Consider the following 25,383-nt stretch of genomic DNA (forward strand, 5'->3'; position numbering starts at 1 on the left):
CGGGAGAGCCGTCTCACCGGTGGAGGGTGAGGGTCACCAGCAGCGCGCGGTGGTCCGAGCCCTCCATCGCGAGGAACCGCGCGTCGCGCGCGGTGAAGTCCGCCGAGACCAGCACGTGGTCGATCTGCACGCCCGGCACCGGCCGGCCGGTCACCGGCCAGCTGGCCGTCCGGGCGGCCCCGGCCAGGGCGGCCGCGTCGGCCAGCCCGCCGTCGTCCAGGAGGCGGCGGAAGGCGGCGTGGTCGCGGGAGGCGTTGAAGTCGCCCGCGAGGATCACGGGGGTGTCCTCACCGGCGGCTCCGGCGTCGCCGGCCGGGCCGTGGGCCCGTGCCCAGCGGCGCAGGCCCTCCAGCTCCTCCCGCCACGCGCCGAGCCGGCCGGGCGTCGGCGGCGCGGGGTGGGCGAGCTGGAGGCGCATCCGGTGGCCGTCCACCTCGGCGACGGCCCCGGGCTGGCCCATCTCCGCGGGCACCGGGTCGGCCGGGGCCAGCGGCAGCCGGGAGACGATGACCGAACCGGCGGGGCCCTCGCCCTCCACGGCACGGACGTACGGGTGGGTCCCGGCGACGGCGGAGGTCAGCGTCTCCAGACAGGCCGGGTCGCACTCCTGGACGAAGACCAGGTCCGGGCGCTCCCGGCGGACCGTCTCCACCACGGCGCCGACCGCCCGGCCGAACTGGACGTTCGCGGTGAGCACGCGCAGCCCGGCGACCGGAGAGCCCTCGACGGGACGGTCGTCGCCCGGCGGGACGGTGTACCAGGTGAGGAGCGCGGCCAGGCCCGCTCCCCAGGCCACCAGGACGGGGCGGCGGGCGGCCAGCGCGCAGAGCAGACCCAGCCCGGCCGGCACCAGCAGCCAGGGCAGGAAGGCGAGCAGCTGGGGCACGGGCGTGGGGCCGTCGGCGTCGGCGACGCGGAAGGCGGTCACCGCCGTGGCCCCGGTCAGCAGCGCGGCGGCGCCCCAGGCGGCCACGGTGCGGGCGGGGCTCCGGCGCCGGGACGCCGCCGCGGGCTCCCGCTGCTGCTCCTGCTCGGTGGCGGCCACCCCCTCATCGTGCCCCACGGAGGCCGGGCGGGGGGGTGGATCCCCCGGACGGGTGGCGGCCCGTACGCCGGTCCCGGACGCCGGTCCCGACGCCGGTCCCCGGCCGGAAACCGCCCTCGGTGTTTTTCGCCCCCTTGGAACGTGGAACGCGTCCCGGGAGTATTCGGTCACAGATACCCAGGCAGGGTTGCGGCTTATTACCGACGGGTAGCATCATCGTTGTTACTTGCCGGTAGACCGCCGGAATCCGCTACCTGATCCCTTACGGAGCCGTCGATGGGGCACTACAAGTCGAATCTCCGCGACATCGAGTTCAACCTCTTCGAGGTTCTCGGGCGCGACAAGCTGTACGGCACCGGCCCGTTCGCGGAGATGGACGTCGACACCGCCCGCAGCATTCTCGAAGAGGTCACCCGCCTCGCCGAGAACGAGCTGGCCGAGTCCTTCGCCGACGCGGACCGCAACCCGCCGGTGTTCGACCCCACCACCAACACCGCGCCCGTCCCGGCGTCCTTCAAGAAGAGCTACCAGGCCTTCATGGACTCCGAGTACTGGCGCCTCGGCCTGCCCGAGGAGATCGGCGGCACCCCCGCGCCGCGCTCCCTGATCTGGTCCTACGCGGAGCTGCTGCTCGGCGCCAACCCGGCCATCTGGATGTACGCCTCCGGCCCGGCCTTCGCCGGCGTCCTCTTCGACGAGGGCAACGACGTCCAGAAGAAGATCGCGCAGATCGCCGTCGAGCGTCAGTGGGGCGCCACCATGGTGCTCACCGAGCCCGACGCCGGTTCGGACGTCGGCGCCGGCCGCACCAAGGCGGTCCAGCAGGAGGACGGCTCCTGGCACATCGAGGGCGTGAAGCGCTTCATCACGTCCGGTGAGCACGACATGTCGGAGAACATCCTCCACTACGTGCTGGCGCGCCCCGAGGGCGCCGGTCCCGGCACCAAGGGCCTGTCCCTGTTCCTCGTCCCGAAGTACGAGTTCGACTTCGAGACCGGCGAGCTGGGCGAGCGCAACGGCGTCTACGCCACCAACGTCGAGCACAAGATGGGCCTCAAGGCCTCCAACACGTGCGAGATGACCTTCGGCGACCAGCACCCCGCCAAGGGCTGGCTGATCGGCGACAAGCACGACGGCATCCGCCAGATGTTCCTCATCATCGAGTTCGCCCGCATGATGGTCGGCACGAAGGCGATCTCCACCCTCTCCACCGGCTACCTCAACGCGCTGGAGTACGCCAAGGAGCGCGTCCAGGGCAACGACCTGGCCGGCGGCAAGGGCTCCCCGAAGGTCACCGTCACCCACCACCCCGACGTGCGCCGCTCGCTGCTCACCCAGAAGGCGTACGCCGAGGGCATGCGCGCCCTGGTGACGTACACCGCCTCCGTGCAGGACGCCATCCAGGTCAAGGAGGCGAACGGCGAGGACTCCTCCGCCGAGCACGCCCTCAACGACCTGCTGCTCCCGATCGTCAAGGGCTACGGCTCCGAGAAGGGCTACGAGCAGCTCGCCCAGTCGCTCCAGACCTTCGGCGGCTCGGGCTTCCTGCAGGAGTACCCGATCGAGCAGTACATCCGGGACTCCAAGATCGACACCCTCTACGAGGGCACCACGGCGATCCAGGGCCAGGACTTCTTCTTCCGGAAGATCGTCCGCACCGGCGGCGCCCCGCTGACCGCGATCGCCGAGGAGATCAAGTCCTTCATCGGCCAGAACATCGGCGGCGACGAGCTGGCCGCCGCCCGCGAGCAGCTCGGCCGCGCGGCCGGCGAGCTCGAGGCGATCGTCGGGCAGATGCTGACCGACCTGATGGCCTCCCAGGAGGACGTCAAGAACATCTACAAGGTCGGCCTCAACACCACCGGCCTGCTGATGGCCGCCGGCGACGTGATCGTCGGCCACCTGCTGCTCAAGGGCGCGGCCGTGGCCGTCGAGAAGCTCCAGACGGCCACCGGCAAGGACGTGGCGTTCTACACCGGCAAGATCGCGGCGGCGAAGTTCTTCGCCAAGACCGTCCTGCCGGGCGTCACCCTCGCCCGCAAGGTCGCGCAGAACGTCGACCTGGAGATCATGGAGCTGCCCGAAGAGGCGTTCTGATCCTGGTCTCCCCCAGGTCCCCCGAGCGGTTCGGGATGCGGCAGGGCGGGGCGGTGCTTCGGCGCCGCCCCGCCCTGCCGTTCGGCGCTCCCCGGCTGGATCTAGGCTGACTCCCATGAGCGCACCAACCCGCTTCGACCGCGGCCACACCGACGACCTCATGTCCTACCTGGCGGCCTCCCCGTCGCCGTACCACGCGGTGGCCAACGCCGCCGAGAAGCTGCGGGAGGCAGGCTTCCGGCCGCTGTCGGAGACGGACGCCTGGGACGCCTCGGCCGGCGGGTGCTACGTGATCCGCGGCGGCGCGCTGATCGCCTGGTACGTCCCGGAGGGCGCCGCCCCGCACACCCCCTTCCGCATCGTCGGCGCCCACACCGACTCGCCCAACCTGCGGGTCAAGCCCCTCCCGGACAGCGGCGCGCACGGCTGGCGGCAGGTGGCGGTCGAGATCTACGGCGGCCCGCTCCTCAACTCCTGGCTCGACCGCGACCTGGGCCTGGCCGGCCGGCTCACCCTGCGTGACGGATCCGAGCGGCTGGTGAACGTGGACCGTCCGCTGCTGCGCGTGCCGCAGCTCGCCGTCCACATGGACCGCTCGATCCACGCCGACGGCCTCAAGCTCGACCAGCAGCGCCACATGCAGCCCGTCTGGGGCCTGGGCGACGACGTCAGCGAGGGCGACCTGATCGCCTTCCTGGAGAACGAGGCCGGTCTCGAGCGCGGCTCGGCCGTCGGCTGGGACCTGATGGTCCACTCCGTGGAGGCCCCCGCCTACCTGGGCCGCGACCGCGAACTGGTGGCGGGCCCGCGGATGGACAACCTGCTCTCGGTGCACGCCGGCACCGCCGCGCTGGCCGCCGTGGCCGCCCGGGGCGACCTGACGCACATCCCCGTGCTGGCCGCCTTCGACCACGAGGAGACCGGCTCGCAGTCCGACACCGGGGCCGACGGCCCGCTGCTCGGCACCGTGCTGGAGCGCTCGGTGCTGGCCCGCGGCGGCAGCCTGGAGGACCGGGCACGCGCCCTCGCCGGCACCGTCTGCCTCTCCTCCGACACCGGCCACGCGGTGCACCCCAACTACGCCGAGCGCCACGACCCGACGCACCACCCGCGCGCGGGCGGCGGGCCCATCCTCAAGGTGAACGTCAACAACCGCTACGCCACGGACGGTTCGGGCCGCGCGGTGTTCGTGGCGGCCTGCGAGCGGGCCGGCGTGCCGTACCAGTCCTTCGTGTCCAACAACTCGATGCCCTGCGGCACCACCATCGGCCCGATCACCGCGGCCCGGCACGGCATCCGCACCGTGGACATCGGCGTGGCCATCCTGTCGATGCACAGCGCCCGCGAACTCTGCGCCGCCGACGACCCGTTCCTGCTCGCCAACGCGCTGGCGGCGTTCCTCGAGGGCTGACGGGGCCTGAACGACACATGGGCGGCACCCGCCCGGGTATCCGGAGTTGACGAAGAATCCTCACGAGAGAGGAACAACTCATGGGCCTGGGCGGATGCATCGTCCTGATCGGGGTGGGAGCGATCCTCACCTTCGCCACGGACTGGGAGATGAGCGGCGTCAACGTCGACCTGGTCGGCATCATCCTGATGCTGGTCGGCCTCATCGGAGTGGCGACCTTCACCAGCATCGCGCGGCGCCGCCGCGTGGTCATGCCGCCGACGACCCCGGTCGTCGAGGAGGAGCCCCGCCGTCACTACTGACAGGACCTGACAGGACCGGCAAGGGCCTGTCAGGACCTGACGGGGCTCCCCGGCGACGGACGCGTCGTACGCGACGTACGCGACGTACGCGACGTACGCGTCGTCACGCGTCGTCACGCGTCCAGGCCGGCCAGCACCAGCGGCAGACGGGTCGCCCCGTCGGCCGTGAGACGGACCGGGACGCCCCAGTCCTGCTGGTGCACATGGCAGGCGGGGTACTCGTTCGCCGGGTCGTCGTCGCAGGACGCGGCCATCGCGGAGACGTGGAGCACGCCCTCCGCCACGTCCGGGTTCAGCTCCAGCGCACGGCCCAGGTCGGTGTCCGCGCCCTCGCCCGCGAGCAACAGCTCCGGCGGGGTGGAGGAGACCAGCAGACGGGTCGACGGCCCGTAGCGGGTGTCCAGCTTCTGGCCCGCGGGCGCCTGGAAGATGACGTCGAGTTCCAGCCGTCCCGGAGCCACCTCGGTCGCCGCACGCTGCGTACGGTGCGCCACCGACTCCACCCGCACCGCCTCTTCCGGCAGCCGCAGCCGGGTCAGCCGGTGCCGGGCCGACTCGACGACCACGATGTCCTCGCCGGCCAGTACCGCGTCGCTGGGCTCGCGCAGATCGGTGGCGAGCGTGGTCACCTCGCCGGTGGCGGGGTCGAAGCGGCGCAGGGCGTGGTTGTAGGTGTCGCTGACCGCGACCGAGCCGTCGGGCAGCGGGGTGACGCCCAGCGGGTGCTGGAGCAGCGCCTGCCCGGCCTCGCCGTCGCGGTGCCCGAAGTCGAAGAGCCCGGTGCCGACCGCGGTGCGCACGGCGCCGTCCTTCTCCACCCAGCGCAGCGCGCTGGTCTCGGAGTCCGCGAGCCACAGCCGCTCGCCGTCGGTGGAGACCGCGAGTCCGGAGGGCTGCGCGAACCACGCCTCACGGCCGGGTCCGTCGACCAGGCCCTCGTTGGTGGTGCCGGCGGTCACCTCGACCGTGCCGGCCGCCGGGTCCCACGCCCAGAGCTGGTGGACGCCGGCCATGGCGATCCACACCTTGCCCTGCCAGTGGGCGACGTCCCACGGCGAGGAGAGGCTGACCTCGCGGGCCGCACCCTCGGTGGGCTCGCCCTGCATCCACTGCCGGCCGGTGCCGGCCACCGTGGTCACCTCGCCGGTGGCCAGGTCCAGGCGGCGCAGCGCGTGGTTGACCGTGTCCGCGACGACCACGGTGGTGTCGTCCAGCAGCGCGAGGCCCTGCGGCTCGCTGAACAGGGCGATCGCCGCGTCCCCGTCGGCCAGGCCCCGCGAACCGCCGCCGATCCGGCGCACGACCGTCTCGCCGTCCGCCTCCAGCTCCACCAGCTGGTGCCGGGTGGTGTCGCTGACCAGGAAGTTCCCGCTCGGCAGGAGCAGCGCCTTGCCCGGGAAGCGGAGGGTGGTGGGCTCCGGCTCCGGCGGCACGTAGGGGCCGTCGCCGCGGCGCAGGGTGCCCTTCGCCTCGTGCTCGGCCTCCAGCTCCTCCACCAGCTTCTCGATGGCGTGCGCGTGGCCCTCACCGGCGTGCTGGGCGACGACGTAGCCCTCGGGGTCGATCACGACCAGCGTCGGCCAGGCACGGACCGCGTACTGCTTCCAGGTGGCCAGCTCCGGGTCGTCCAGCACCGGGTGCTCCACGCCGTACCGCTCGACCGCGTCGACCACGGCCTGGTGCTCCGCCTCGTGGACGAACTTCGGCGAGTGCACGCCGATGATCACCAGGGTGTCCCGGTGCTTCTCCTCCAGCTCCCGCAGCTCGTCCAGGACGTGCAGGCAGTTCACGCAGCAGAAGGTCCAGAAGTCGAGGACGACGATGCGTCCTCGCAGGTCGGCGAGGGTGTACTGCTTACCGCCCGTGTTCAGCCAGCCACCCTTGCCGATCAGCTCGGGGGCGCGGACGCGGGCGCGACGGGGCGCGGAGTCGTTCATCCTTCAAGAGTGCCACGGGGGTCCTCCGGGGCCCGTGGGGCCCCGTCCGCCTCCTGCGGACGGACCGCCGTTCGGTGTACTCACCGCGTCCCGGGCCGCTCCGTGGGGAACTCCACCCCCATGAGACTCGTGGTGCGCGAACGCTTGGTCGCCGTGGGCGACGACTACTGGATCGAGGACGAGAACGGCAACAAGGTCTACCTGGTCGACGGGAAGGCCATGCGGCTGCGGGAGACCTTCGAGCTGAAGCACGGCCGTACGGAGGAGGTGCTCCTCGTCATCCGCAAGAAGGTGGTCGCCCTCCGCGCGACGATGGCGATCGAGCGCGACGGCGAGCTGCTGGCCACCGTCCGCCGCAAGTCGCTGTCGCTGCTGCGGAACCACTACAAGGTCACCATGGCCGACGGCACGGAGCTGGACGTCAGCGGAAAGATCGCCGACCGCGAGTTCGCCGTGGAGCACCGGGGCGAACTCCTGGCGGTGATCTCCCGCCGCTGGCTGACCCTGCGGGACACCTACGGCATCGACGTGGTCCGCGAGGACGCCGATCCCGCGCTGCTTGCCGCGGTGACCATCTGCGTGATCCACCTGGCGGAGAAGGAGCGCGCGGGCGGCGGCGAGTAGGGCGCCGGGGCGGACGCCGCCGGGCCAGTCTGCCCTGCCCGACCGCCTGGCCGCCCGGCCCACCCGGCCGGCCCAGCTGACCCCTTGCCCGCCCGCCTGCCTGACCTGCCTGACCGCCGGCCGGCCTGCCTGCCCGACCGCCGGCCCGTCGGCCCCTCGGCCCCTCGGCCCTCAGCCCGCCAAGCCTGCTTGTCTGCCCGCCGGCCGGCCTGCGTGCCTGACCGCCTGTCTGCCTGACAGCCGTCCCGCCCGTCGGCCCGGTTGCCTGTCTGCCTGACCGCCGCCCACCGCCCGCCGCCCGCCGGCCGGCCCAACTGACCGCTTGCCCGCCCGCCCGCCTGCCCTGCCTGCCCGCCGGCCGGCCTGCCTGCCTGCCTGCCCGACCGTCGGCCCCTCGGCCCCTCGGCCCGCCAAGCCTGCTTGTCTGCCGGCCTGTCTGTGTGCCTGCTCGCCGGCCCAACTGACCGCTTGCCCGCCCGCCTGTCTGCCCGACAGCCGTCCCGCCGGCCCGGCTGACCGTCTGCCCGCCTGCCCACCCGGGCGGCCTGTCTGCCTGACAGCCGTCCCGCCCGTCGGCCCGGTTGCCTGACTGCCTGACCGCCGCCCGGCCTGACCACCTGGCCGCCCGGCCCACCCGGCCGGCTCAGCTGACCGCTTGCCAGCCCTGCCCGACCGCCGGCCGGCCCGCCTGCCCGACCGCCGGGGCGGACGCCGCCCGGCCAGTCTGCCCTGCCCGACCGGCCCACCCGGCCGACCAAGCTGACCGCTTGCCAGCCCGCCTGCCTGACCGCCGGCCCGTCGGCCCCTCGGCCCCTCGGCCCCTCGGCCCCTCGGCCCGCCAAGCCTGCTCGTCTGCCGGCCTGTCTGTGTGCCTGCTCGCCAGCCCAACTGACCGCTTGCCCGCCCGCCTGTCTGCCCGACAGCCGTCCCGCCGGCCCGGCTGACCGTCTGCCCACCCGGGCGGCCTGTCTGCCTGACAGCCGTCCCGCCCGTCGGCCCGGTTGCCTGTCTGCCTGACCGCCGCCCACCGCCCGGCCTGACTGCCCGTGTGTCTGACCGCCCGGTGCGACCGCCTGCCGCGGGACAGGAGGAGGAGCGGTCGAGGCTGTGGAGATTCTGCGAGGAATCCCGCTGTTCTCTTGTCACAGGCACGTCATATGCTGCTCCCAGCAGTCGCGCCCCGCGTGCATCACCAGCCACTCGGACCACTCGATGGCGGTGTCACGCGTGTGTTGTCGCGCGACCTTCGTGCCCGGCGATCACCGGGCCACTTGGGGGGTACACCACCTGTGCGCAGGCGCAGCATCTCCACCGCGACGGCTCTCGCCGTCCTCTTCAGCTCGGCGGCACTGACCGTCACCGCGGCCGGGACCGCCTCGGCCGCCGCCTCCGTCGCCGCACCCGGCGGCATGGTGGCCCACGCGGGCCTCCAGCGCGTCTTCGTCGCCGACCGCAGCGGCGGCACCATCACGGTCGCCGACTGGTCCGGCGCCCTCATCAAGAAGGTCTCCGGCGTTCCGGGCGTCACCGGTCTGGTGCTCTCCGACGACGGTTCCACCCTGTACGCCGCGGCCGAGGGCAGCCACGAGGTCGTGGCCTTCGACGCGGGGTCGCTCGCGGTCACCGGCCGCTGGACCATCGACACCACCGAGGGCCCCCGGGGGATCGCCTTTACCGCCGGCAAGGTCTGGTTCAGCTACGGCGACCAGTGGGACGGCAACCTGGGGTCGATCGACCCCAACTGGACCGCGCCGGAGCCGCCGGTCGAGCCCACGGAACCGCCCGTCGAGCCGGTCGAGCCGCCCGTCGAGCCCACGGAACCGCCGGTCGAGCCGCCCGTCGAGCCCACGGAACCGCCGGTCGAGCCGCCCGTCGAGCCGACCGAGCCTCCCGCGGAGCCCACCGAGCCCGCCCCGGCGGAGCTCTCCACGGCCTCCGAGGAGGACGGGCCGGTCAGGATGGGGCTCTCCCCGCACGGCTCCATGTGGTACGACCCGGCCGACCTGGACACCGACCCCTCCTCGCCGGGTCTGCTGGCCATGGGTGAGGTCGGCATCAGCACCGGTTCCGTCTCGGTCCTGGACGTCTCCTCCGGCACGCCGGAGGTGGTCGCCCACCACGGCGGCAACTACTCGCTGACCTGGGGCATCGGTGACATCGACCTGGTGCCGGGCGGCTCGCAGGTGCTCATCAACGGCAACAAGCGGCTGTCGTACGCGAACGGCACGTTCGCCGACGCCGGCGGCTACCCGGTCACCGGTTACCAGGCCGACGTCAACCGTGACGGCACCGTCGCCAACTTCGTCGACGACACGATCTCCGTCTACGCGCCCAACGGCACCCAGCCGCTGCGCACCCTCTCCGCCGGCGGCACCACCGCCGACGTGACCTGGGCCCCGGACGCGTCGCGGCTCTTCGCCCTCGTGGCGTCGAACGGGACCTACACCCTGAAGGCCTTCACCGGCCCCAAGCTCAACGTCCCGACCCTGACCGTCAGCGCCCCCTCCAAGGGCACCATCGGCACCAAGCTCACCGTCACCGGCAAGATCACGGCGACGGTCCCGCTGCCGGCCGGGGTGAAGCTGTCGGTCGCCCGCATCGACGTGTCCAGCCCCAGCGGCAAGGCGCTCGCGTCGGTGACGGCCAAGGCGGACGGGACGTTCAGCTTCACGGACACGCCGCCGGCCGGCGGTGACGTGGTCTACCGGGTGACGTACGCGGGCGACGCCAAGCACACCTCGGTGGTCAAGTCCGACACCGTGGTCATCCCCCGCACCTCGACCTCGCTGACCCTGAACAACAACGGCAAGGTCTACACGTACGGCAAGGACGTCACGTTCACCGCCCACCTGGGCAAGACGTACTCCAACCGCACGGTGGAGATCTGGGCCAACCCCTTCGGCTCGGACAAGCCGAACAAGCTGCTGAAGTCGGGCAAGGTCAACTCCAGCGGCAACATCTCCGCGGTCGTGGACATGAAGCGCGACACCACGGTGACCGCCGTGTTCAAGGGCGACGCCAAGTCCGCGGCCAAGACGGTCACGTCGGTCGGCTACGCCACGGTCTCGATCTCCAACTCCGTCTCCGGCCACTACAAGACCGGTTACGTCGGCTCGCACAACTACTACTGGTTCCGCAAGACCAAGGCCCCGCTCGTCAGCACCACGATGAGCTACTACACGGGCCGCAAGGTGCGTTACGACGTGCAGGTCTACTACAACGGCACGTGGTACTCCGGCGGCTCGGAGTACTTCAAGCTGAGCAGCACCGGCAAGATCACGGTGAACATGGGCGCCGCCGGCGAGGCCGGCATCAAGGCCCGGGTCCGGACGAACTACATCAACAACTCGTCCGGCGACAACGTCAACTCCACGACGTACGGCTCCTGGAAGTACCTGTACTTCACCAACTGACGCCCGCACGACGACGCCGTGTCCCGGAACTCCGGGACACGGCGTCGCGCTGTGTGCGGGGGCCTCAGGCCGGGCGGGGCGGCGTGGGCAGGCCGAGGCGGCGGTCCTTGAGCACGGGGAACGCGTGGCGGGTGTCCGCGACGACACGGGCCGGGTCGAAGTCGACGGTGAGGATCTCCTCCCCGCCACCCGCCTCGGCGAGCACCTCGCCCCACGGATCCACCACGATCGAGTGACCCGCCTGCGGAACTCCCGCGTGCGTCCCCGCCGTTCCACAGGCGAGGACGAAGCACTGGTTCTCCACCGCCCGCGCCCGGGCGAGCAGGGTCCAGTGCGCGCGGCGCCGCTCCGGCCACCCGGCCGGGACGACGAGCGTCTGCGCCCCCGCGTCGACCAGCCCGCGGAACAGCTCGGGGAAACGGAGGTCGTAACAGGTGCCCAGCCCCAGCGTGGTCTGTGGCAGCGCGACGGTGACCAGGTCGCCGCCCGCGCCCATCAGCACGGCCTCGCCCTTGTCGAAGCCGAAGCGGTGGATCTTCCGGTAGGAGGCGGCCAGTTCACCGGAGGGCGCGAAGACCAGGGCGGTGTTGAACAGCGTGCCGTCGTCCGAGCGCTCCGGGATCGACCCGGCGTGCAGCCAGACGCCGGCGTCGCGCGCCGCGGCGGACATGGCGTCGTGGGTGGGGCCCTTCAACGGCTCGGCCCAGGCGTCGAAGTCCTCGAAGGCGAAGGCGCCGGTGGTCCACAGTTCCGGCAGGACGACCAGATCCGCTCCGGCCTGCCCGCGCACCAGCGCGGAGGCCCGCAGCCGGCGCTCCCCGACCGATTCGCCTTCGTCCACACGCATCTGGAGAAGAGAGGCGCGCACCGTACCACCGCCCTGACCGTCGAGTCCTCCACCCCGCTCTACGATCGTCACACGAAAGCTCTGCCGGGGTACCTCCCCGCAGCGTAACTTAGCTCTTCAAGACGCTGGCACTGCCCGAGAACCAACCGCCCGAGGGGTCCCGTTCCGTGAGTCTGCATCCTGCCCTTCAGCCCTACGCCGACGCCTGGACTCACTCGATCGAGGCGATATCCGAGCTGGTGCAGCCCCTCGTCGAGGGCGAGTGGAACCGGCGGACGCCCTGCCCGGGATGGTCCGTCCGGGACGTCGTGTCGCATGTCATCGGGCTGGACTGCGAGATGCTCGGGGACCCCCGCCCGATCCACTCCCTGCCGCGCGACCTGTACCACGTGACGACGGAGCACCAGCGGTACATGGAGATGCAGGTCGACGTACGTCGGCACCACACGGCGCCGGAGATGACCTCCGAGCTGGAGTACACGGTGATCCGCCGCAACCGGCAGCTGCGCAACGAGACCCGGCAGCCGGACACCGTGGTGCGCGGTCACCTCGGGCGGGAGATCACCCTGGAGGAGTCGATGCGCCACCACGCCTTCGACGTCTGGGTGCACGAGCAGGACCTGCGCGCGGCGCTCGGCGTGCCGGGGAACTGGGACTCGCCGGGCGCGCTGGTCGCCCGCGACTACCTGCTGGACGCGCTGCCGGAGGTCGTCGCCGAGCGTGCGGGCGCGCCGCGCAGCTCGGCCGTGGTCGTCGACGTGCACGGCCCGCTGGAGTTCCTCCGCACGGTCCGCGTCGACATCCGCGGGCGGGGCACGGTGGAGACGGCCCCGGCCCTCGGCCCGGCGGCCACCCTCACCCTGGACTGGGAGACCTACGTCCAGCTGGCCTGCGGCCGGGTGAGGCCGGCCGCGGTCGCCGACCGCGTCAAGGAGGAGGGCGACCTCGAGCTGGCGGCCGCCATCCTCCGGGAGTTCACCGTCACCCGGTGAGCCTCGGGGCGGGGCCGCCGCGGGCCGCCCCCACCGCCCCCCGCGGCCGCTACGGCTTGTGCACCACCGCGACGCGTCCCGCCGTGAGCCGCTCCCGCTCACGGCGTGCGGCAGCGCGCCCCAGCCGCAGCATCTGGGAGACACCCAGCGCCTGCACCACGAACACGACGCCGAACGCGACCCGGTAGTCGTCCCCGGTGAGGTCCAGCAGGACCCCGATGGCCAGCAGCGTCGTCATCGACGCGGTGAACCCGCCGATGTTGGTGATCCCCGAAGCCGTCCCCTGCCGCTCCGCCGGATTCGCCGGACGCGAGAAGTCGAACCCGATCATCGAAGCCGGCCCGCACGCGCCCAGAACCAGGCAGAGCAACGCGAAGACCGCCAGCGGGGCCCGCCCCGGCCAGGCCAGCAGCACCGCCCACACCACCGCGGTGGCTCCGACCGTGCCCAGCGCGATCGGCATCCGCGCCCCGTGGCGGCGGGCGACGAGCTGCCCGTAGAGCACGCCGACCACCATGTTGACCAGCACGATCAACGTCAGGAGCGTGCCGGCCCGGGCTCGGTCCATGCCCTGGTCCTCGACCAGGAACGGCATGCCCCACAGCAGCAGGAAGACCATCGCCGGGAACTGCGTGGTGAAGTGGGTCCACATCCCCAGCCGCGTCCCCGGCTCGCGCCAGGACTCGGTGATCTGGTGCCGCACGTACCGGGCCCCGCGGTGGCCGGTCCGCTCGGTGCCGTACCCGTCCGGATGGTCCTTGAGGAAGAGCAGGGTCAGCACCAGCACCACCACGCCGCACAGCGCGCTGCCGACGAACGACGCCGTCCACCCGAACTGCGTCAGCGCCCGGGAGAGCACCAGGGTGGAGACCACGTTGCCGCCCTGCCCGATCAGACCGGCGAGCTGCCCGATCAGCGGCCCGCGCCTCGCGGGGAACCAGCGCGCGCCGAGCCGCAGCACGCTGAGGAAGGTCAGCGCGTCGCCGCAGCCCAGCAGCGCGCGGGAGACCAGCGCCATGCCGTACGAGGGCGCCAGCGCGAAACCGAGCTGCCCCAGCGTGAAGAGCACACACCCGACGACCAGCACCCTCTTGGTGCCGAAACGGTCCAGCAGCAGGCCCACCGGGATCTGCATCCCCGCGTAGACCAGCAGTTGCAGCATCGAGAAGGTGGAGAGCGCGGAGGCGCTGACGTGGAAGCGCTCCACCGCGTCCAGGCCGGACACGCCCAGTGAGGTGCGGAAGAGGACGGCCACGAAGTAGACCGAGACACCCACCGACCAGACGGCCACGGCCCGCCCGCCGCCCGGCGGGTCCGGCGGCGGCGTGTGCGGCCCGGCGCGTTCCACCCCGGCGGCCCGGGCGGGGGATCCGTCGGTCATCGGGCCTCCCCGCGTGCCAGGTGGGAGAACCAGCCCACGTGCCCGTGCACGGCCTCGACCGCCCGGTCGGCGTCGCCCGCACGCAGCGCGTCCAGGATCTCCCCGTGCTCGACCAGGGTCTTGGCCACCCGGTCGGGGTGCGAGTGCATCACCGCGGCGCCCATCCGCAACTGCCGGTCGCGGAGCTGGTCGTAGAGGTGGGAGAGGATCGCGTTCCCGCCGCTGCGGACGATCTCGGCGTGGAAGCAGCGGTCGGTGACCGCGGCGGCCGCGTAGTCCCCGCCGGCCGCCTGCTGCCGCTGCTGCTCCAGCAGTTCCTCCAGACGGGCGATCAGCCGCGGCGGAGCGGGCACCGCCTTGCGGGCCGCGTACTCCTCCACCAGCAGCCGGGTCTCCACCACGTCCGCGATCTCCTGCGCGGTGACCGGCAGGACCAGCGCGCCCTTCTTGGGATAGAGCTTGATCAGCCCTTCCGCCTCGAGCCGCAGCAGCGCCTCCCGCACCGGGGTGCGGGACACCCCCACCGCCTCGGCGAGTTCGCCCTCGGTGAGAAGACTGCCTCCCTCGTACGTCCGGTCGAGGACTGATTGCTTGATGTGGATGTAGACCCGCTCGGCGGCGGGCGGCTGCTTCGGCGGGGCGGTCATGCGGACAGCATAGATACAACACGTGCGCATCCGTTCCCGGATCCGGCATGCGGACGGCCCTCGGACCGGAAACGGGGAAAAACACCCCTCCTCCGCGCGCAACCTATGGGCCCCGGTAGTCGTCGGACATCACGCACCGCCGTATCCCGCGGCGGCGCCCTGCCCCAGGGAGCGTTCAGGGGCACATCACATCCGGGGGTTCCCCACGTGAAGACCGGCATCGGAAGCCGCCGCCCGCACAGAGCCGCGGTCTCCCTCGTCACCGGAGGCGCGTTGCTCCTCGGCGGGACGCTCGCCGCGGCGCCCGCACACGCCGCCCCGGTGAACAACTCGCCCGGCCGCCCCGTCGCCGCGGTCCCGCCGCCGCTGAAGAGCGTGACCTCGCCCAGCATCGTCGCCAAGGGCGGCTTCGTGATGGAGAGCGAGCACGGCCGGACCACCTTCAGCAAGGCGGCCGACACCCGACGGCCCACCGGCTCCACCACCAAGATCATGACGGCCGAGGTGGTGCTCAGCCAGCCGAACCTGAATCTCGACGCCAAGGTGACCATCCAGCAGGCGTACAAGGACTATGTGGTCAGGAAGGGCGCCTCCTCGGCGAACCTGGTCGTCGGCGACAAGGTGACCGTCCGCCAGCTCCTCCACGGCCTGATGCTGCCCTCCGGCTGCGACGCGGCCTACGCGCTCGCCGACAAGTACGGAACCGGCACGACGCGGGACGCGCGGGTGAAGTCGTTCATCGGCAAGATGAACACCACCGCGAAGAAGCTCGGCATGACCAACACGCACTTCGACTCGTTCGACGGCATCAGCAACGGCTCCAACTACTCGACGCCGCGCGACCTGACCAAGCTGGCCCGCGACGCGATGAAGAACTCGACCTTCCGTTCCGTGGTGAAGACCAAGTCGTACACCGCGAAGACCGTCACCAAGAGCGGCTCCACCCGCACGATGGCGACCTGGAAGAACACCAACCCGCTGCTCGGCAGCTACAGCGGGGCGACCGGCGTGAAGACCGGCTCGGGCCAGGTCGCCGGCTACTGCCTGGTGTTCTCGGCCACCCGCAACGGCAAGACGGTGATCGGCACGGTGCTGGCCTCGACGTCGTCGGCGCAGCGCACCACCGACGCGACCCGTCTGCTGAACCACGGCTTCGCCCGCGTGGGATGAGACCGCCTGGGTGAGACCGCCTGGGTGAGACCGCCTGGGTGAGACCGCCGGCAACGGCGCGGGGGCCCGCCACGCGTGCGCGTGGCGGGCCCCCGCCGTGCCGGGCCGTGATCAGGCGCTGTTGATCAGGCGCTGTTGATCAGGCCCAGGTGATCAGCCGCTTCGGGTGCTCCAGCACCGCCGCGACGTCGGCCAGCACCTTGGAGCCGAGCTCGCCGTCGACCAGCCGGTGGTCGAAGGAGAGGGCGAGCGTGGTGACCTGCCGCGGCTTGACCTTGCCCTTGTGGACCCACGGCTGGGGCTTGACCGCCCCGAACGCCAGGATCGCCGCCTCCCCCGGGTTGAGGATCGGCGTCCCGGTGTCGACGCCGAAGACGCCCACGTTGGTGATGGTGACGGTGCCGCCCTGCATGTCGGCCGGGGCGGTCCGCCCCTCACGGGCCGTCGCCACCAGCTCGCCCAGTGACGCCGCCAGCTCCGGCAGCGTCTTGGCGTGCGCGTCCTTGATGTTCGGCACGATCAGCCCACGCGGCGTGGCCGCCGCGATACCCAGGTTGACGTAGTGCTTCTCGACGATCTCCTGGTTGGCCTCGTCCCAGGACGCGTTGATCCCGGGGTTGCGCCGGATGGCGACCAGCAGGGCCTTGGCGACCAGCAGCAGCGGGTTGACCCGCACGCCCGCCAGGTCCGGGTCCTGCTTGAGCTCCTGGACCAGCTTCATCGTCCGCGTCACGTCCACCGTCACGAACTCGGTGACGTGCGGGGCGGTGAAGGCGGAGCCGACCATCGCCTGGGCGGTGGCCTTGCGGACGCCCTTGACCGGGATCCGGGTCTCCCGCGCGCCGGCGGCCGGGGCGACGGGCGCGGCGGTGACGGGCGCGGCGGCCCGGACCGCCTGCGGCGCCTCGGCCACCGGCTCCGGGGCCTGGACCTCGGGCACGGCGGCGGCCGCGGCGGCCTGGACGTCGGCCCGGGTGATGATCCCGTCGGGGCCGGTCGGACGGACCGCCCACAGGTCGACACCGAGGTCCTTGGCCAGCTTCCGCACCGGCGGCTTCGCCAGCGGGCGCTCCGGTGCGCCGGGAACGCCCGCCGTCGCGCCGTGTCCGTTGACCGCGACGGGCGCGGGGGCCGGGGCGGGCGCGGGGGCAGCGGGCGCCTCGGCGGCGGCCGGTGCCGCGGCACCCTTGCGGGGGCGGCGGCGCGTGGAGGACTCCACCACGCCGTACCCGACCAGCACCGGCTGCCGCCCCTGCGGCTTGGCCTCCTCGGCACCGGCCGGGGCCGCGGCGGGCGCCTCGGCCGCGGGCGCCGCGTCCTCCACGGCGGGGGCGCCGCCGGCCACGTCCACCGCGATGATGGACGTGCCCACGTCGACCGTGGTGCCCTCCGGGAAGTGCAGGGCGCGCACCACACCGTCGTACGGGATGGGCAGCTCGACGGCCGCCTTGGCGGTCTCGACCTCGCAGACGACCTGGCCGTCGGTGACCGTGTCACCCGGCTGGACGTACCACTTCAGGATCTCGGCCTCGGTGAGGCCCTCGCCCACGTCGGGCATCTTGAACTCGCGCACGGAGGTGCTCATGTTCCGGCCTCCTCTCAGTACGCGAGCGCGCGGTCGACGGCGTCGAGCACACGGTCCAGGCTGGGCAGGTACTCCTCCTCCAGCCGGGCCGGCGGATACGGGGCGTGGTAGCCGCCGACCCGCAGCACGGGGGCCTCCAGGTGGTAGAAGCACCGCTCGGTGATCCGGGCCGCGATCTCCGCGCCCGAACCGAAGAAGACCGGCGCCTCGTGGACGACGACCAGGCGGCCGGTGCGCTCCACCGAGGCCTGGATGGCGTCGAAGTCCAGCGGGGAGACGGACCGCAGGTCCAGCACCTCCAGCGAGCGCCCCTCCTCGGCGGCCACGTCGGCGACCTCCTGGCAGAGCTTCACCATCGGGCCGTACGCGGCGAGCGTGAGGTCGGTGCCCTGGCGGACGACCTGCGCCTTGTGCAGCGGACCGGGGATCGCCTCGGTGTCGACCTGGCTCTTGTCCCAGTAACGGCGCTTGGGCTCGAAGAAGATGACCGGGTCGTCGCTCTCGATCGCCTGCTGCATCATCCAGTAGGCGTCCGACGCGTTCGCCGGCGTCACGACCTTCAGGCCGGCGACGTGCGCGAACAGGGACTCGGGGGACTCGCTGTGGTGCTCGACCGCGCCGATGCCGCCGCCGTAGGGGATGCGGATGACGACCGGCAGCTTGATCTTGCCGAGCGAGCGGGCGTGCATCTTGGCGAGCTGGGTGACGATCTGGTCGTACGCGGGGAACACGAAGCCGTCGAACTGGATCTCCACGACGGGCCGGTAACCGCGCAGCGCCATGCCGATGGCGGTGCCGACGATGCCGGACTCGGCGAGCGGGGTGTCGATGACCCGCTCCTCGCCGAAGTCCTTCTGGAGACCGTCGGTGACGCGGAAGACGCCGCCGAGCTTGCCGACGTCCTCACCCATGACGACGACCTTGGGGTCGGTCTCCAGGGCCTTGCGCAGGGATTCGTTGATCGCCTTGGCGATCGCCAGCGTCTTGACGGACTCCAGCGTCTTCACGGATTCCACAGCCATGGTCAGGCCCCCTCACCCTCGGAGAACGACGCCTGGTAGGCGGCGAACTGGGCACGCTCCTCGTCGACGAGTGCGTGACCGTCGGCGTAGGTGTGCTCGAACATCGCGAACTTGTCCGGCTCGGGCATCGCGCGCACCGCTTCGCGCACCCGCCTGCCCAACGCTTCGCTCTCGGTCTCGAGTTCCTCGAAGAATCCCTCGTTCGTGTCCGTTTCGGCGAGGAGGTACGCGCGCAGGCGGGCGATCGGGTCCTTGGCCTCCCAGGCCGCGCGCTCCTCGTCACCGCGGTAGCGGGTCGGGTCGTCGGAGGTGGTGTGCGCGCCCATGCGGTAGGTGAAGGCCTCGACCAGGGTCGGGCCCTCGCCGCGCTTGGCGCGCTCCAGGGCCTGCTTGGTCACCGCGAGGCAGGCCAGCACGTCGTTGCCGTCGACGCGGACGCCCGGGAAGCCGTAGCCCTGGGCGCGCTGGTAGAGCGGCACCCGGGTCTGGCGGTGGGTCGGCTCGGAGATCGCCCACTGGTTGTTCTGGCAGAAGAACACCACCGGCGCGTTGTAGACGGCCGAGAAGGTGAAGGCCTCCGCCACGTCGCCCTGGCTGGAGGCGCCGTCGCCGAAGTAGGCGATGACCGCGCTCTCCGCGCCGTCCTTGGCGACGCCCATGGCGTAGCCGGTGGCGTGCAAGGCCTGCGAGCCGATGACGATCGTGTACAGGTGGAAGTTGTTGGTGTTGGGGTCCCAGCCGCCGTGGTTCACGCCGCGGAACATGCCCAGCAGGTTGGTCGGGTCGACCCCGCGGCACCAGGCGACGCCGTGCTCGCGGTAGGTCGGGAAGACGTAGTCGTCGTCGTGCAGCGCCCGGCCGGAGCCGATCTGCGCCGCCTCCTGGCCGAGCAGCGAGGCCCACAGGCCCAGCTCGCCCTGACGCTGGAGGGCGGTGGCCTCGGCGTCGAAACGCCGGGTCAGCACCATGTCCCGGTACAGGCCGCGCAGCTCGTCCGCAGTGATGTCGGCGACGTACGCGTCGTACTCCGGGTTGCTCACCCGCTGTCCCTCGGGAGTCAGCAGCTGCACCAGCTCCGGCTCCGCCGTGACGGGATCGGCGCCCTTGGCCGACTTCTTCGCCGCCGTACGGCCACGGGACGCCCCGGCCTTGCCTGAGGCGGCGCTGCGTCGCTGGGTGCGCGCGGCAGTGCTCTCCACGGTCACGTTGCTCCTCCGTCGTCCGGTACCCGGGGTTGCCGGGTGACCTGGGAATGCCCCCCTCGCCCTTTGGGACGCGGGGGAACGACTCGCCCGGCCCCGACAGCGCGCACGGGGTGGGTGCCCTCGGCCGGGAACAGGCGTGACAGTGTCCCGGCGAGTGCCCTGCGAGAAATCACGTTACCCGCGGTTCCGCAATTTCGTGAAACCACGCCTGACCTGCGATTTTGATTGGATTTCCAAGTAAAAGAACTCGGAAGTCCGACCATCTCGCAAATGACTCGGAAGAACCGCTGGTGGCGGCCCCGGAACGTCCCGCAGGTGGCCGGAACATCGCGCACCGTATAACGGACAGCGGCCTCACGGAAGACTCCGTACGGCTCTTTTTCTCCTCATTCGTGCCCTGCTTTCCCGGATCGCACGAAGCTCCCCGCGGAAAACGGCGAGGGGCGGAGGAGCACATGTGCTCCTCCGCCCCTTTTTCCTGTACCGCCTGGTCAGGTGCCGCTGCCGGCGACCACGTCGCCGATGACACCGCCGTCGCCGGTCTCGCCGCCGTCGGTGGTACCGGTGCTGCTGCCGCCGTCGGCCTCGCCGCCCTCGGTGGTACCCGTGGTGACGCCGCCGTCGGAGGAGGACGTACCGCCGTCCGTGGACGTGCCGCCGTTCGTGCCGGTACCGCCGTTGCCGGAGGCGCCGCCGTTCGTGGTGCCGCCGTTGCCGCTGCCGCCGTCGGTCCCGCCGCCGGTGGTGGGGGACTCGGCGTCCTCGGTGGGCTCGCCGGTGTAGTCGTCCGACGGCCAGTCGTCCCACTGGTCACCGTTGCCGGTGTCCGCGGTGTCCTCCTCGTCGGGGGTCTCCTCGGCGGGACTCTCCGACTCCTTCTCCGGGGCGGAGGACTGCGAGGTGCTCGGCGTGTCCTTCGGGGTCTTGCCGTTGATCTCATCGGTGCCGTTGATCGCCAGCGCCACGCCGGCCACGACGGCGATCACCGCCAGCGCGGCGAGCAGCAGCATCTTGCCCCGGCCGCCGCCGGATCCGCCCGCGCCGCCGGTGTAGCCCCCGTCGTCGCCGGGGTTGTACGACGGGATCATCGGCTGCGGGATCTGCGTCGTCGACGAGCCCACGCCGGGGCGTCCGCCGCCCATGCCCCCATGACCACCCTGCGGCAGCATGGCCGTCGCCGCGGTGGCGCCCGCGCCGCCCCGGCCGCCGCCGTTGGCGAGGACCGGTCCGGTGTTCCAGGTGCCGGTGTGGCCTCCCTGCTCGTACAGCATCTCCAGGGCGTACTGGACCAGCCCGCGCATCTCCTCGGCCGTCTGGAACCGGTCGTCCGGGTCCTTGGCGAGGGAGCGCATCACCAGGCCGTCGAGCTCCGGCGGCACCTGCGCGCCCGTCTCGGAGGGCGGGAGCGGGATGTCCTGGACGTGCTGGTAGACCACCGACAGCGGGGTCTCGCCCGTGAAGGGCGGACGCAGCGCCAGCAGCTCGTAGAGCAGGCAGCCCGTCGCGTAAAGGTCCGAGCGGTGGTCGACGGCCTTGCCGAGCGCCTGCTCGGGAGACAGGTACTGCGGGGTGCCCATCACCATGCCGGTCTGGGTCATGGTCGACTGCGCGCCGTGCAGGGCGCGCGCGATGCCGAAGTCCATGACCTTGACCGCGCCGTTGTGCGTGATGATCACGTTGGCCGGCTTGATGTCACGGTGCACGATGCCGTGCTGGTGGGAGTAGGCCAGCGCCTCGAGGACGCCCGAGACGATGATCAGCGCCTGCTCGGGGCCCGGGGCCTCCGACTCGATCAGCAGCTCGCGGATGGTCCGGCCCTCGACCAGCTCCATCACGATGTACGGGACCGAGGAGCCGTCCACGACGTCCTCGCCGGAGTCGTACACGGCGACGATCGCGTGGTGGTTGAGCCCGGCCACCGACTGGGCCTCGCGGGTGAAGCGCGCCTTGGACACCGGGTCCTCGGCGAGGTCCGCGCGGAGCAGCTTCACCGCCACGGTGCGTCCGAGGCGCACGTCCTCGGCCGCGAACACCTCGGCCATGCCGCCCCGCCCGAGTCTGCGGGTCAGCCGATATCGTCCGTCGCCTACCAGTCCGCCGTTGCCCCAATTATCCGGCGCGTCAGACATGCCACCGCCGGCCGCCTCGGGATCGGACGGGCCCTGAGCGGGATGCTGCTGTGCCATCAGTCCTCGCCGTCTTTCTGCCCGCGGTGCGCGCAGTGTTGTTGCGGTCTCCGTCAGCCACGCTACAGGCTTCCCGGACTCCTCCGTCCGGGGTCGGCCGCAGGATCCGGTCGGGGAGACACCCCGCCGACCCGGCCGGAGACGGACCGGCCATCAAACCCGGTAGCGGGTGTGACATGCAAATTTCCGGTATCCGGGGAGGAGATCGAGTAACGCTTCCGCGACGCTTCCTTCGCGTACGGTCACGGAACGGGCACCACGCTTGACGTGTCTGTGCCCTACGGCAGACTTGGCCGGTAAAGAGATGGCCGGTCACGGTCGACACCCACTCGCGGGACGGCTTCCGGCCGCTGCCGCCGTGCCGAAGCCGATGGGGGACGCACACAGATGAGCCAGGACGGCGCACAGAGCCATGGCCGGTACGCGGGACAGTCACTCGCGGGCGGGCGCTACCAGCTCCGCGACCTCCTCGGCCAGGGCGGCATGGCCTCCGTGCACCTCGCCTACGACACGGTGCTGGACCGGCAGGTCGCCATCAAGACCCTCCACACCGAGCTCGGCCGCGAGCAGGCCTTCCGCGAGCGGTTCCGCCGCGAGGCGCAGGCCGTCGCCAAGCTCGCCCACACCAACATCGTCTCGGTCTTCGACACCGGCGAGGACGTCCTCGGCGAGCTGACGACCCCCTACATCGTCATGGAGTACGTCGAGGGCCGCCCGCTGGGCTCGGTGCTCCAGGCCGACATCGACCGGCAGGGCGCCATGCCCGCCGACCGGGCGCTGAAGATCACCGCCGACGTCCTGGCGGCGCTCGAGATCAGCCACGAGGAGGGCTTGGTCCACCGGGACATCAAGCCCGGCAACGTGATGGTCACCAAGCGCGGCGTGGTCAAGGTGATGGACTTCGGTATCGCCCGCGCCATGCAGTCCGGGGTCACGTCCATGACCCAGACCGGCATGGTGGTCGGCACCCCGCAGTACCTGTCGCCCGAGCAGGCGCTCGGCCGGGGCGTGGACGCCCGCTCCGACCTGTACTCGGTCGGCATCATGCTCTTCCAGCTGGTCACCGGCCGGCTGCCGTTCGACGCCGACTCCCCGCTGGCCATCGCCTACGCGCACGTCCAGGAGGAGCCGGTGGCGCCCTCCTCGATCAACCGGTCGCTGCCCCCGGCGGTGGACGCGCTGGTCGCACGGGCGCTGCGCAAGAACCCGAACGAGCGCTTCCCGAGCGCCGTGGCGATGCGCGACGAGTGCCTGCGGGTGATGCAGTCGCTCCAGCAGGTCGCTCCCAGCATCGTCCCGGGCACCGCCCAGCAGAGCGGCGCGGGCGTCGGCTCGGCCGTCTTCCCGCCGATCGGGCAGCAGACGCCGCCGCCGGTGGACGTGCACACGCCGTACCAGCCGCAGACGCCCACGCCCGGCCCCTACGGGACGCCGCCGCCGGCCTACGGCTACCCGCACTCCGGCGGCTACCAGCAGCCGCAGCCGGTGTACACGACCCCGGCGGCCCCCGGACCGGGCTACCCCACCGGCCCCGGCGCCGGCACCGCACCGGGCGGCCGGCCCGGTGGCGGGGGCGGGAAGAACAGATCCGTGCTCATCGGGGCCGTGGCCGCCGTACTGGTGGCCGGCGGCGTGGTCGCCGCCCTGATGCTCCCGGAGGACGACGCGAAGACCACCACCGGCGGCGGCGGGGGCACCACGGCCTCCGCGTCCGCCGACCCGACCGACGACTACAAGGGGCCGGAGAAGGACAAGACGATCGATCCCACGGAGTGCAGCGAACCGGACGAGGCCTACGACGACGAGAGCAAGATCGTCATCCCCGACTTCCGGTACAAGTACTGGCCCTCCGTGCAGGCCTGCCTCCAGGACGGCCGCTGGCACTACGACACCAAGGAAGTCCCCGACACCACGTGGGGCGACGACATGGTCGTCCGCCAGTTCCCCAAGCCGGGCACCGAGGTCGACGAGGACAACGTCGAGATCGAGCTGGAGATCTCGACCGGACGTTCCGAGTAGTCCGGTCGGGACGACGGAGACGGGCCCGGGCCGGCGCGCGCAGCGCCGGCCCGGGCCCGTCTCCGTCCAGGTCGGAACGTACGTCAGGAAGACGGACGTCGGGTCAGGGCATCACGGTCACAGGTAGGGGCCACCCGAGCGGCCGGTGGCACGGGGGTCGTCGCCTTCGGCGGCGACGCCCGGCGGCAGGGCGCGGCGCATCTGCTCCAGCTGGGCCCGCGCGGCCATCTGCTGGGCGAACAGCGTGGTCTGGATGCCGTGGAAGAGGCCCTCCAGCCAGCCCACCAGCTGCGCCTGGGCGATCCGCAGTTCCGCGTCGCTCGGCGTGCCCTCGTCGGTGAACGGCAGTGAGAGCCGCTCCAGCTCATCGACGAGCTCCGGGGCCAGACCGTCCTCCAGCTCCTTCACCGAGCTGGCGTGGATCTCCTTCAGACGCACCCGGCTCGCCTCGTCGAGAGGCGCGGCGCGCACCTCCTCCAGCAGCTGCTTGATCATGCTGCCGATCCGCATGACCTTCGCAGGCTGTTCCACCTGCTCGGTCACCGGGGTCTCGCGGGACTCGTCGTCCCCGCCGCCTCCGAGCGCCATACCGTCCTGGCCGACCACCAGGATCTGCGGGTTCTCGTGCGGCCTTTCGTTCCTCGGCATCTCCATGCCGCCATTCTCTCGCACCTGTTGTCCCAGCACCGTCACTACCGTCCTTGCCCGACGAGTCGGTTGATACTCCGTCCGGATCACCCGGGATGCCACGTCCTCGGCCGCGTGTGACGCTGAGCGTGTCGCTCTCGGGCTCCGTATCAGCAGGGGGGCATCGGTATGGCCACCCACGGCCGACGGGCACTGGCGGCCGCACTGCTCCTGCCCGGACTTCTCATTCCCATGCCGGCCGCAGCGGCCGGGTCGCCGAAACCGTCCGCGACGGCCACGACGACGCCCCCGCGGGCGGGCAGCGCGGTGGGCGAGGGCCGCGAGCGGCCCGGCCGCACGGTGTCTCCCCCGCCGCCCGGCGCGTCCACGGCGCCGCCGCCCGTACCGCGGGGGTCCGGGCCCGCCTCCGCCTGGCCCTCCGGGTCGGTGCCGGGGCCGTCCGCCGCCCCGGGGGTGACGCCGGGGGCGTCCGCCGCGTCGGGGTTCGTGCCGGGGCCGGCGGAGCCACCGGGCGCGCAGCCGTCCTCGGCGCCGGACGTGCCACCGGGATCGGTCCCGGCGCCTTCGGCGTCTTTGTCGGCGTCGGCCTGGCCGGGGTACCCGTCGGTCGGCCCCTCGGGCGCGTACCCCGGGACCGGCAGTGTGCCGGAGGCGCCGGTGGGGCCCCCGGTTCCCAGGAGTTCGGCCGACCCGGGCCCCTCCGGCGCGGCTGCCGTCATGGCGCGGCGGCCCCCGAGGAACACGGCCCCGCTCGGCGTGGGCCTGATCCTCACCGGCCTGGCCCTGGCCCTGACCTTCCAGGCGCTCCGTCTCCGGCGGGACGACTGACCAGGGGCGGTCCCGCGCGAGCGG

19 protein-coding genes are annotated in these 25,383 nt (G+C 72.2%); 8 read left to right on the top strand and 11 right to left on the bottom strand.

Annotated elements, in window-relative coordinates; all coding sequences use genetic code 11:
• Window positions 1-13: 13 nt before the first annotated feature.
• Window positions 14-1,045 carry an endonuclease/exonuclease/phosphatase family protein gene (locus GBN72_RS21720; protein ID WP_151773549.1) on the bottom strand — a complete coding sequence of 344 codons (1,032 nt, stop codon included), beginning with the start codon at window positions 1,043-1,045 and terminating at the stop codon, window positions 14-16.
• A 276-nt stretch (window positions 1,046-1,321) separates the two neighbouring features.
• On the opposite strand from GBN72_RS21720, the gene GBN72_RS21725 reads away from it, so the two are divergent.
• From GBN72_RS21725 to GBN72_RS21735, 3 genes are all read left to right on the top strand, one after another.
• Window positions 1,322-3,142, top strand: coding sequence for an acyl-CoA dehydrogenase (locus GBN72_RS21725; protein WP_151773550.1), 1,821 nt, complete (start codon window positions 1,322-1,324; stop codon window positions 3,140-3,142).
• 115 nt (window positions 3,143-3,257) lie between these two features.
• A complete protein-coding gene (locus GBN72_RS21730) occupies window positions 3,258-4,553 on the top strand; it encodes a M18 family aminopeptidase (protein ID WP_151773551.1) in 1,296 nt (431 codons plus the stop codon).
• Window positions 4,554-4,633: 80 nt separating this feature from the next.
• Window positions 4,634-4,855 (top strand): DUF6458 family protein, encoded by a 222-nt coding sequence (locus tag GBN72_RS21735; RefSeq protein ID WP_151773552.1) that lies wholly within the window; start codon window positions 4,634-4,636, stop codon window positions 4,853-4,855.
• A 113-nt stretch (window positions 4,856-4,968) separates the two neighbouring features.
• Here GBN72_RS21735 and GBN72_RS21740 read toward each other — a convergent pair whose 3' ends face one another.
• On the bottom strand, window positions 4,969-6,792 hold the full coding sequence (locus GBN72_RS21740; protein ID WP_151773553.1) for a thioredoxin-like domain-containing protein: 1,824 nt from the start codon (window positions 6,790-6,792) through the stop codon (window positions 4,969-4,971).
• Window positions 6,793-6,912: 120 nt separating this feature from the next.
• On the opposite strand from GBN72_RS21740, the gene GBN72_RS21745 reads away from it, so the two are divergent.
• Both GBN72_RS21745 and GBN72_RS21750 read left to right on the top strand, forming a co-directional pair.
• A complete protein-coding gene (locus GBN72_RS21745) occupies window positions 6,913-7,416 on the top strand; it encodes an LURP-one-related/scramblase family protein (RefSeq protein ID WP_151773554.1) in 504 nt (167 codons plus the stop codon).
• Between the two features lie 1,289 nt (window positions 7,417-8,705).
• Entirely contained in the window at window positions 8,706-10,829 is a 2,124-nt protein-coding gene (locus tag GBN72_RS21750; RefSeq protein WP_151773555.1) for a YncE family protein, read from the top strand.
• Window positions 10,830-10,893: 64 nt separating this feature from the next.
• On the opposite strand, the gene GBN72_RS21755 is transcribed toward GBN72_RS21750, so the two are convergent.
• A complete protein-coding gene (locus GBN72_RS21755; RefSeq protein ID WP_151773781.1) occupies window positions 10,894-11,697 on the bottom strand; it encodes a carbon-nitrogen family hydrolase in 804 nt (267 codons plus the stop codon).
• 146 nt (window positions 11,698-11,843) lie between these two features.
• Between GBN72_RS21755 and GBN72_RS21760 the strand changes: the two genes are divergently transcribed.
• Complete coding sequence (locus tag GBN72_RS21760; protein WP_151773556.1) at window positions 11,844-12,668, top strand: maleylpyruvate isomerase family mycothiol-dependent enzyme; 825 nt, start codon at window positions 11,844-11,846, stop codon at window positions 12,666-12,668.
• A 49-nt stretch (window positions 12,669-12,717) separates the two neighbouring features.
• Here the strand turns inward: GBN72_RS21760 and GBN72_RS21765 are convergent, their stop codons facing one another.
• Window positions 12,718-14,049 (bottom strand): MFS transporter, encoded by a 1,332-nt coding sequence (locus GBN72_RS21765; protein WP_151773557.1) that lies wholly within the window; start codon window positions 14,047-14,049, stop codon window positions 12,718-12,720.
• On the bottom strand, window positions 14,046-14,696 hold the full coding sequence (locus GBN72_RS21770) for a GntR family transcriptional regulator (RefSeq protein ID WP_151773558.1): 651 nt from the start codon (window positions 14,694-14,696) through the stop codon (window positions 14,046-14,048). Before GBN72_RS21770 ends, GBN72_RS21765 begins: the two co-directional genes overlap by 4 nt.
• Window positions 14,697-14,903: 207 nt before the next feature.
• Here GBN72_RS21770 and GBN72_RS21775 point away from each other — a divergent pair, with 207 nt between their 5' ends.
• A complete protein-coding gene (locus tag GBN72_RS21775) occupies window positions 14,904-15,866 on the top strand; it encodes a D-alanyl-D-alanine carboxypeptidase family protein (RefSeq protein WP_246212744.1) in 963 nt (320 codons plus the stop codon).
• Window positions 15,867-16,005: 139 nt separating this feature from the next.
• Here the strand turns inward: GBN72_RS21775 and GBN72_RS21780 are convergent, their stop codons facing one another.
• From GBN72_RS21780 to GBN72_RS21795, 4 genes are all read right to left on the bottom strand, one after another.
• Window positions 16,006-17,451, bottom strand: coding sequence for a dihydrolipoamide acetyltransferase family protein (locus GBN72_RS21780; protein WP_151773560.1), 1,446 nt, complete (start codon window positions 17,449-17,451; stop codon window positions 16,006-16,008).
• Window positions 17,452-17,465: 14 nt separating this feature from the next.
• Window positions 17,466-18,473 (bottom strand): alpha-ketoacid dehydrogenase subunit beta, encoded by a 1,008-nt coding sequence (locus GBN72_RS21785; RefSeq protein ID WP_151773561.1) that lies wholly within the window; start codon window positions 18,471-18,473, stop codon window positions 17,466-17,468.
• 2 nt (window positions 18,474-18,475) lie between these two features.
• The gene (pdhA, locus tag GBN72_RS21790) at window positions 18,476-19,678 is read right to left on the bottom strand and encodes a pyruvate dehydrogenase (acetyl-transferring) E1 component subunit alpha (RefSeq protein WP_151773562.1); all 1,203 of its coding nucleotides are present in this window, start codon (window positions 19,676-19,678) and stop codon (window positions 18,476-18,478) included.
• A gap of 491 nt (window positions 19,679-20,169) precedes the next feature.
• A complete protein-coding gene (locus GBN72_RS21795) occupies window positions 20,170-21,864 on the bottom strand; it encodes a protein kinase domain-containing protein (protein ID WP_151773563.1) in 1,695 nt (564 codons plus the stop codon).
• Window positions 21,865-22,251: 387 nt separating this feature from the next.
• On the opposite strand from GBN72_RS21795, the gene GBN72_RS21800 reads away from it, so the two are divergent.
• Entirely contained in the window at window positions 22,252-23,883 is a 1,632-nt protein-coding gene (locus GBN72_RS21800; RefSeq protein WP_151773564.1) for a protein kinase domain-containing protein, read from the top strand.
• Between the two features lie 117 nt (window positions 23,884-24,000).
• On the opposite strand, the gene GBN72_RS21805 is transcribed toward GBN72_RS21800, so the two are convergent.
• Window positions 24,001-24,537 carry a bacterial proteasome activator family protein gene (locus GBN72_RS21805; RefSeq protein ID WP_151773565.1) on the bottom strand — a complete coding sequence of 179 codons (537 nt, stop codon included), beginning with the start codon at window positions 24,535-24,537 and terminating at the stop codon, window positions 24,001-24,003.
• A gap of 143 nt (window positions 24,538-24,680) precedes the next feature.
• The gene (locus tag GBN72_RS21810) at window positions 24,681-25,250 is read right to left on the bottom strand and encodes a hypothetical protein (RefSeq protein ID WP_151773566.1); all 570 of its coding nucleotides are present in this window, start codon (window positions 25,248-25,250) and stop codon (window positions 24,681-24,683) included.
• Between the last annotated feature and the right edge of the window lie 133 nt (window positions 25,251-25,383).

This window comes from Streptomyces abyssomicinicus (assembly GCF_008974245.1).
Classification (GTDB): domain Bacteria; phylum Actinomycetota; class Actinomycetes; order Streptomycetales; family Streptomycetaceae; genus Streptomyces; species Streptomyces abyssomicinicus.

Bases quoted from the DNA above. Each gene is read 5' to 3' on its own strand.
- GBN72_RS21725 (WP_151773550.1), top strand. From the start codon at position 1,322: ATGGGGCACTACAAGTCGAATCTCCGCGACATCGAGTTCAACCTCTTC.
- GBN72_RS21730 (WP_151773551.1), top strand. From the start codon at position 3,258: ATGAGCGCACCAACCCGCTTCGACCGCGGCCACACCGACGACCTCATG.
- GBN72_RS21735 (WP_151773552.1), top strand. From the start codon at position 4,634: ATGGGCCTGGGCGGATGCATCGTCCTGATCGGGGTGGGAGCGATCCTC.
- GBN72_RS21740 (WP_151773553.1), bottom strand. From the start codon at position 6,792: ATGAACGACTCCGCGCCCCGTCGCGCCCGCGTCCGCGCCCCCGAGCTG.
- GBN72_RS21745 (WP_151773554.1), top strand. From the start codon at position 6,913: ATGAGACTCGTGGTGCGCGAACGCTTGGTCGCCGTGGGCGACGACTAC.
- GBN72_RS21765 (WP_151773557.1), bottom strand. From the start codon at position 14,049: ATGACCGACGGATCCCCCGCCCGGGCCGCCGGGGTGGAACGCGCCGGG.
- GBN72_RS21770 (WP_151773558.1), bottom strand. From the start codon at position 14,696: ATGACCGCCCCGCCGAAGCAGCCGCCCGCCGCCGAGCGGGTCTACATC.
- GBN72_RS21780 (WP_151773560.1), bottom strand. From the start codon at position 17,451: ATGAGCACCTCCGTGCGCGAGTTCAAGATGCCCGACGTGGGCGAGGGC.
- GBN72_RS21785 (WP_151773561.1), bottom strand. From the start codon at position 18,473: ATGGCTGTGGAATCCGTGAAGACGCTGGAGTCCGTCAAGACGCTGGCG.
- GBN72_RS21795 (WP_151773563.1), bottom strand. From the start codon at position 21,864: ATGGCACAGCAGCATCCCGCTCAGGGCCCGTCCGATCCCGAGGCGGCC.
- GBN72_RS21800 (WP_151773564.1), top strand. From the start codon at position 22,252: ATGAGCCAGGACGGCGCACAGAGCCATGGCCGGTACGCGGGACAGTCA.
- GBN72_RS21805 (WP_151773565.1), bottom strand. From the start codon at position 24,537: ATGGAGATGCCGAGGAACGAAAGGCCGCACGAGAACCCGCAGATCCTG.
- GBN72_RS21810 (WP_151773566.1), bottom strand. From the start codon at position 25,250: ATGACGGCAGCCGCGCCGGAGGGGCCCGGGTCGGCCGAACTCCTGGGA.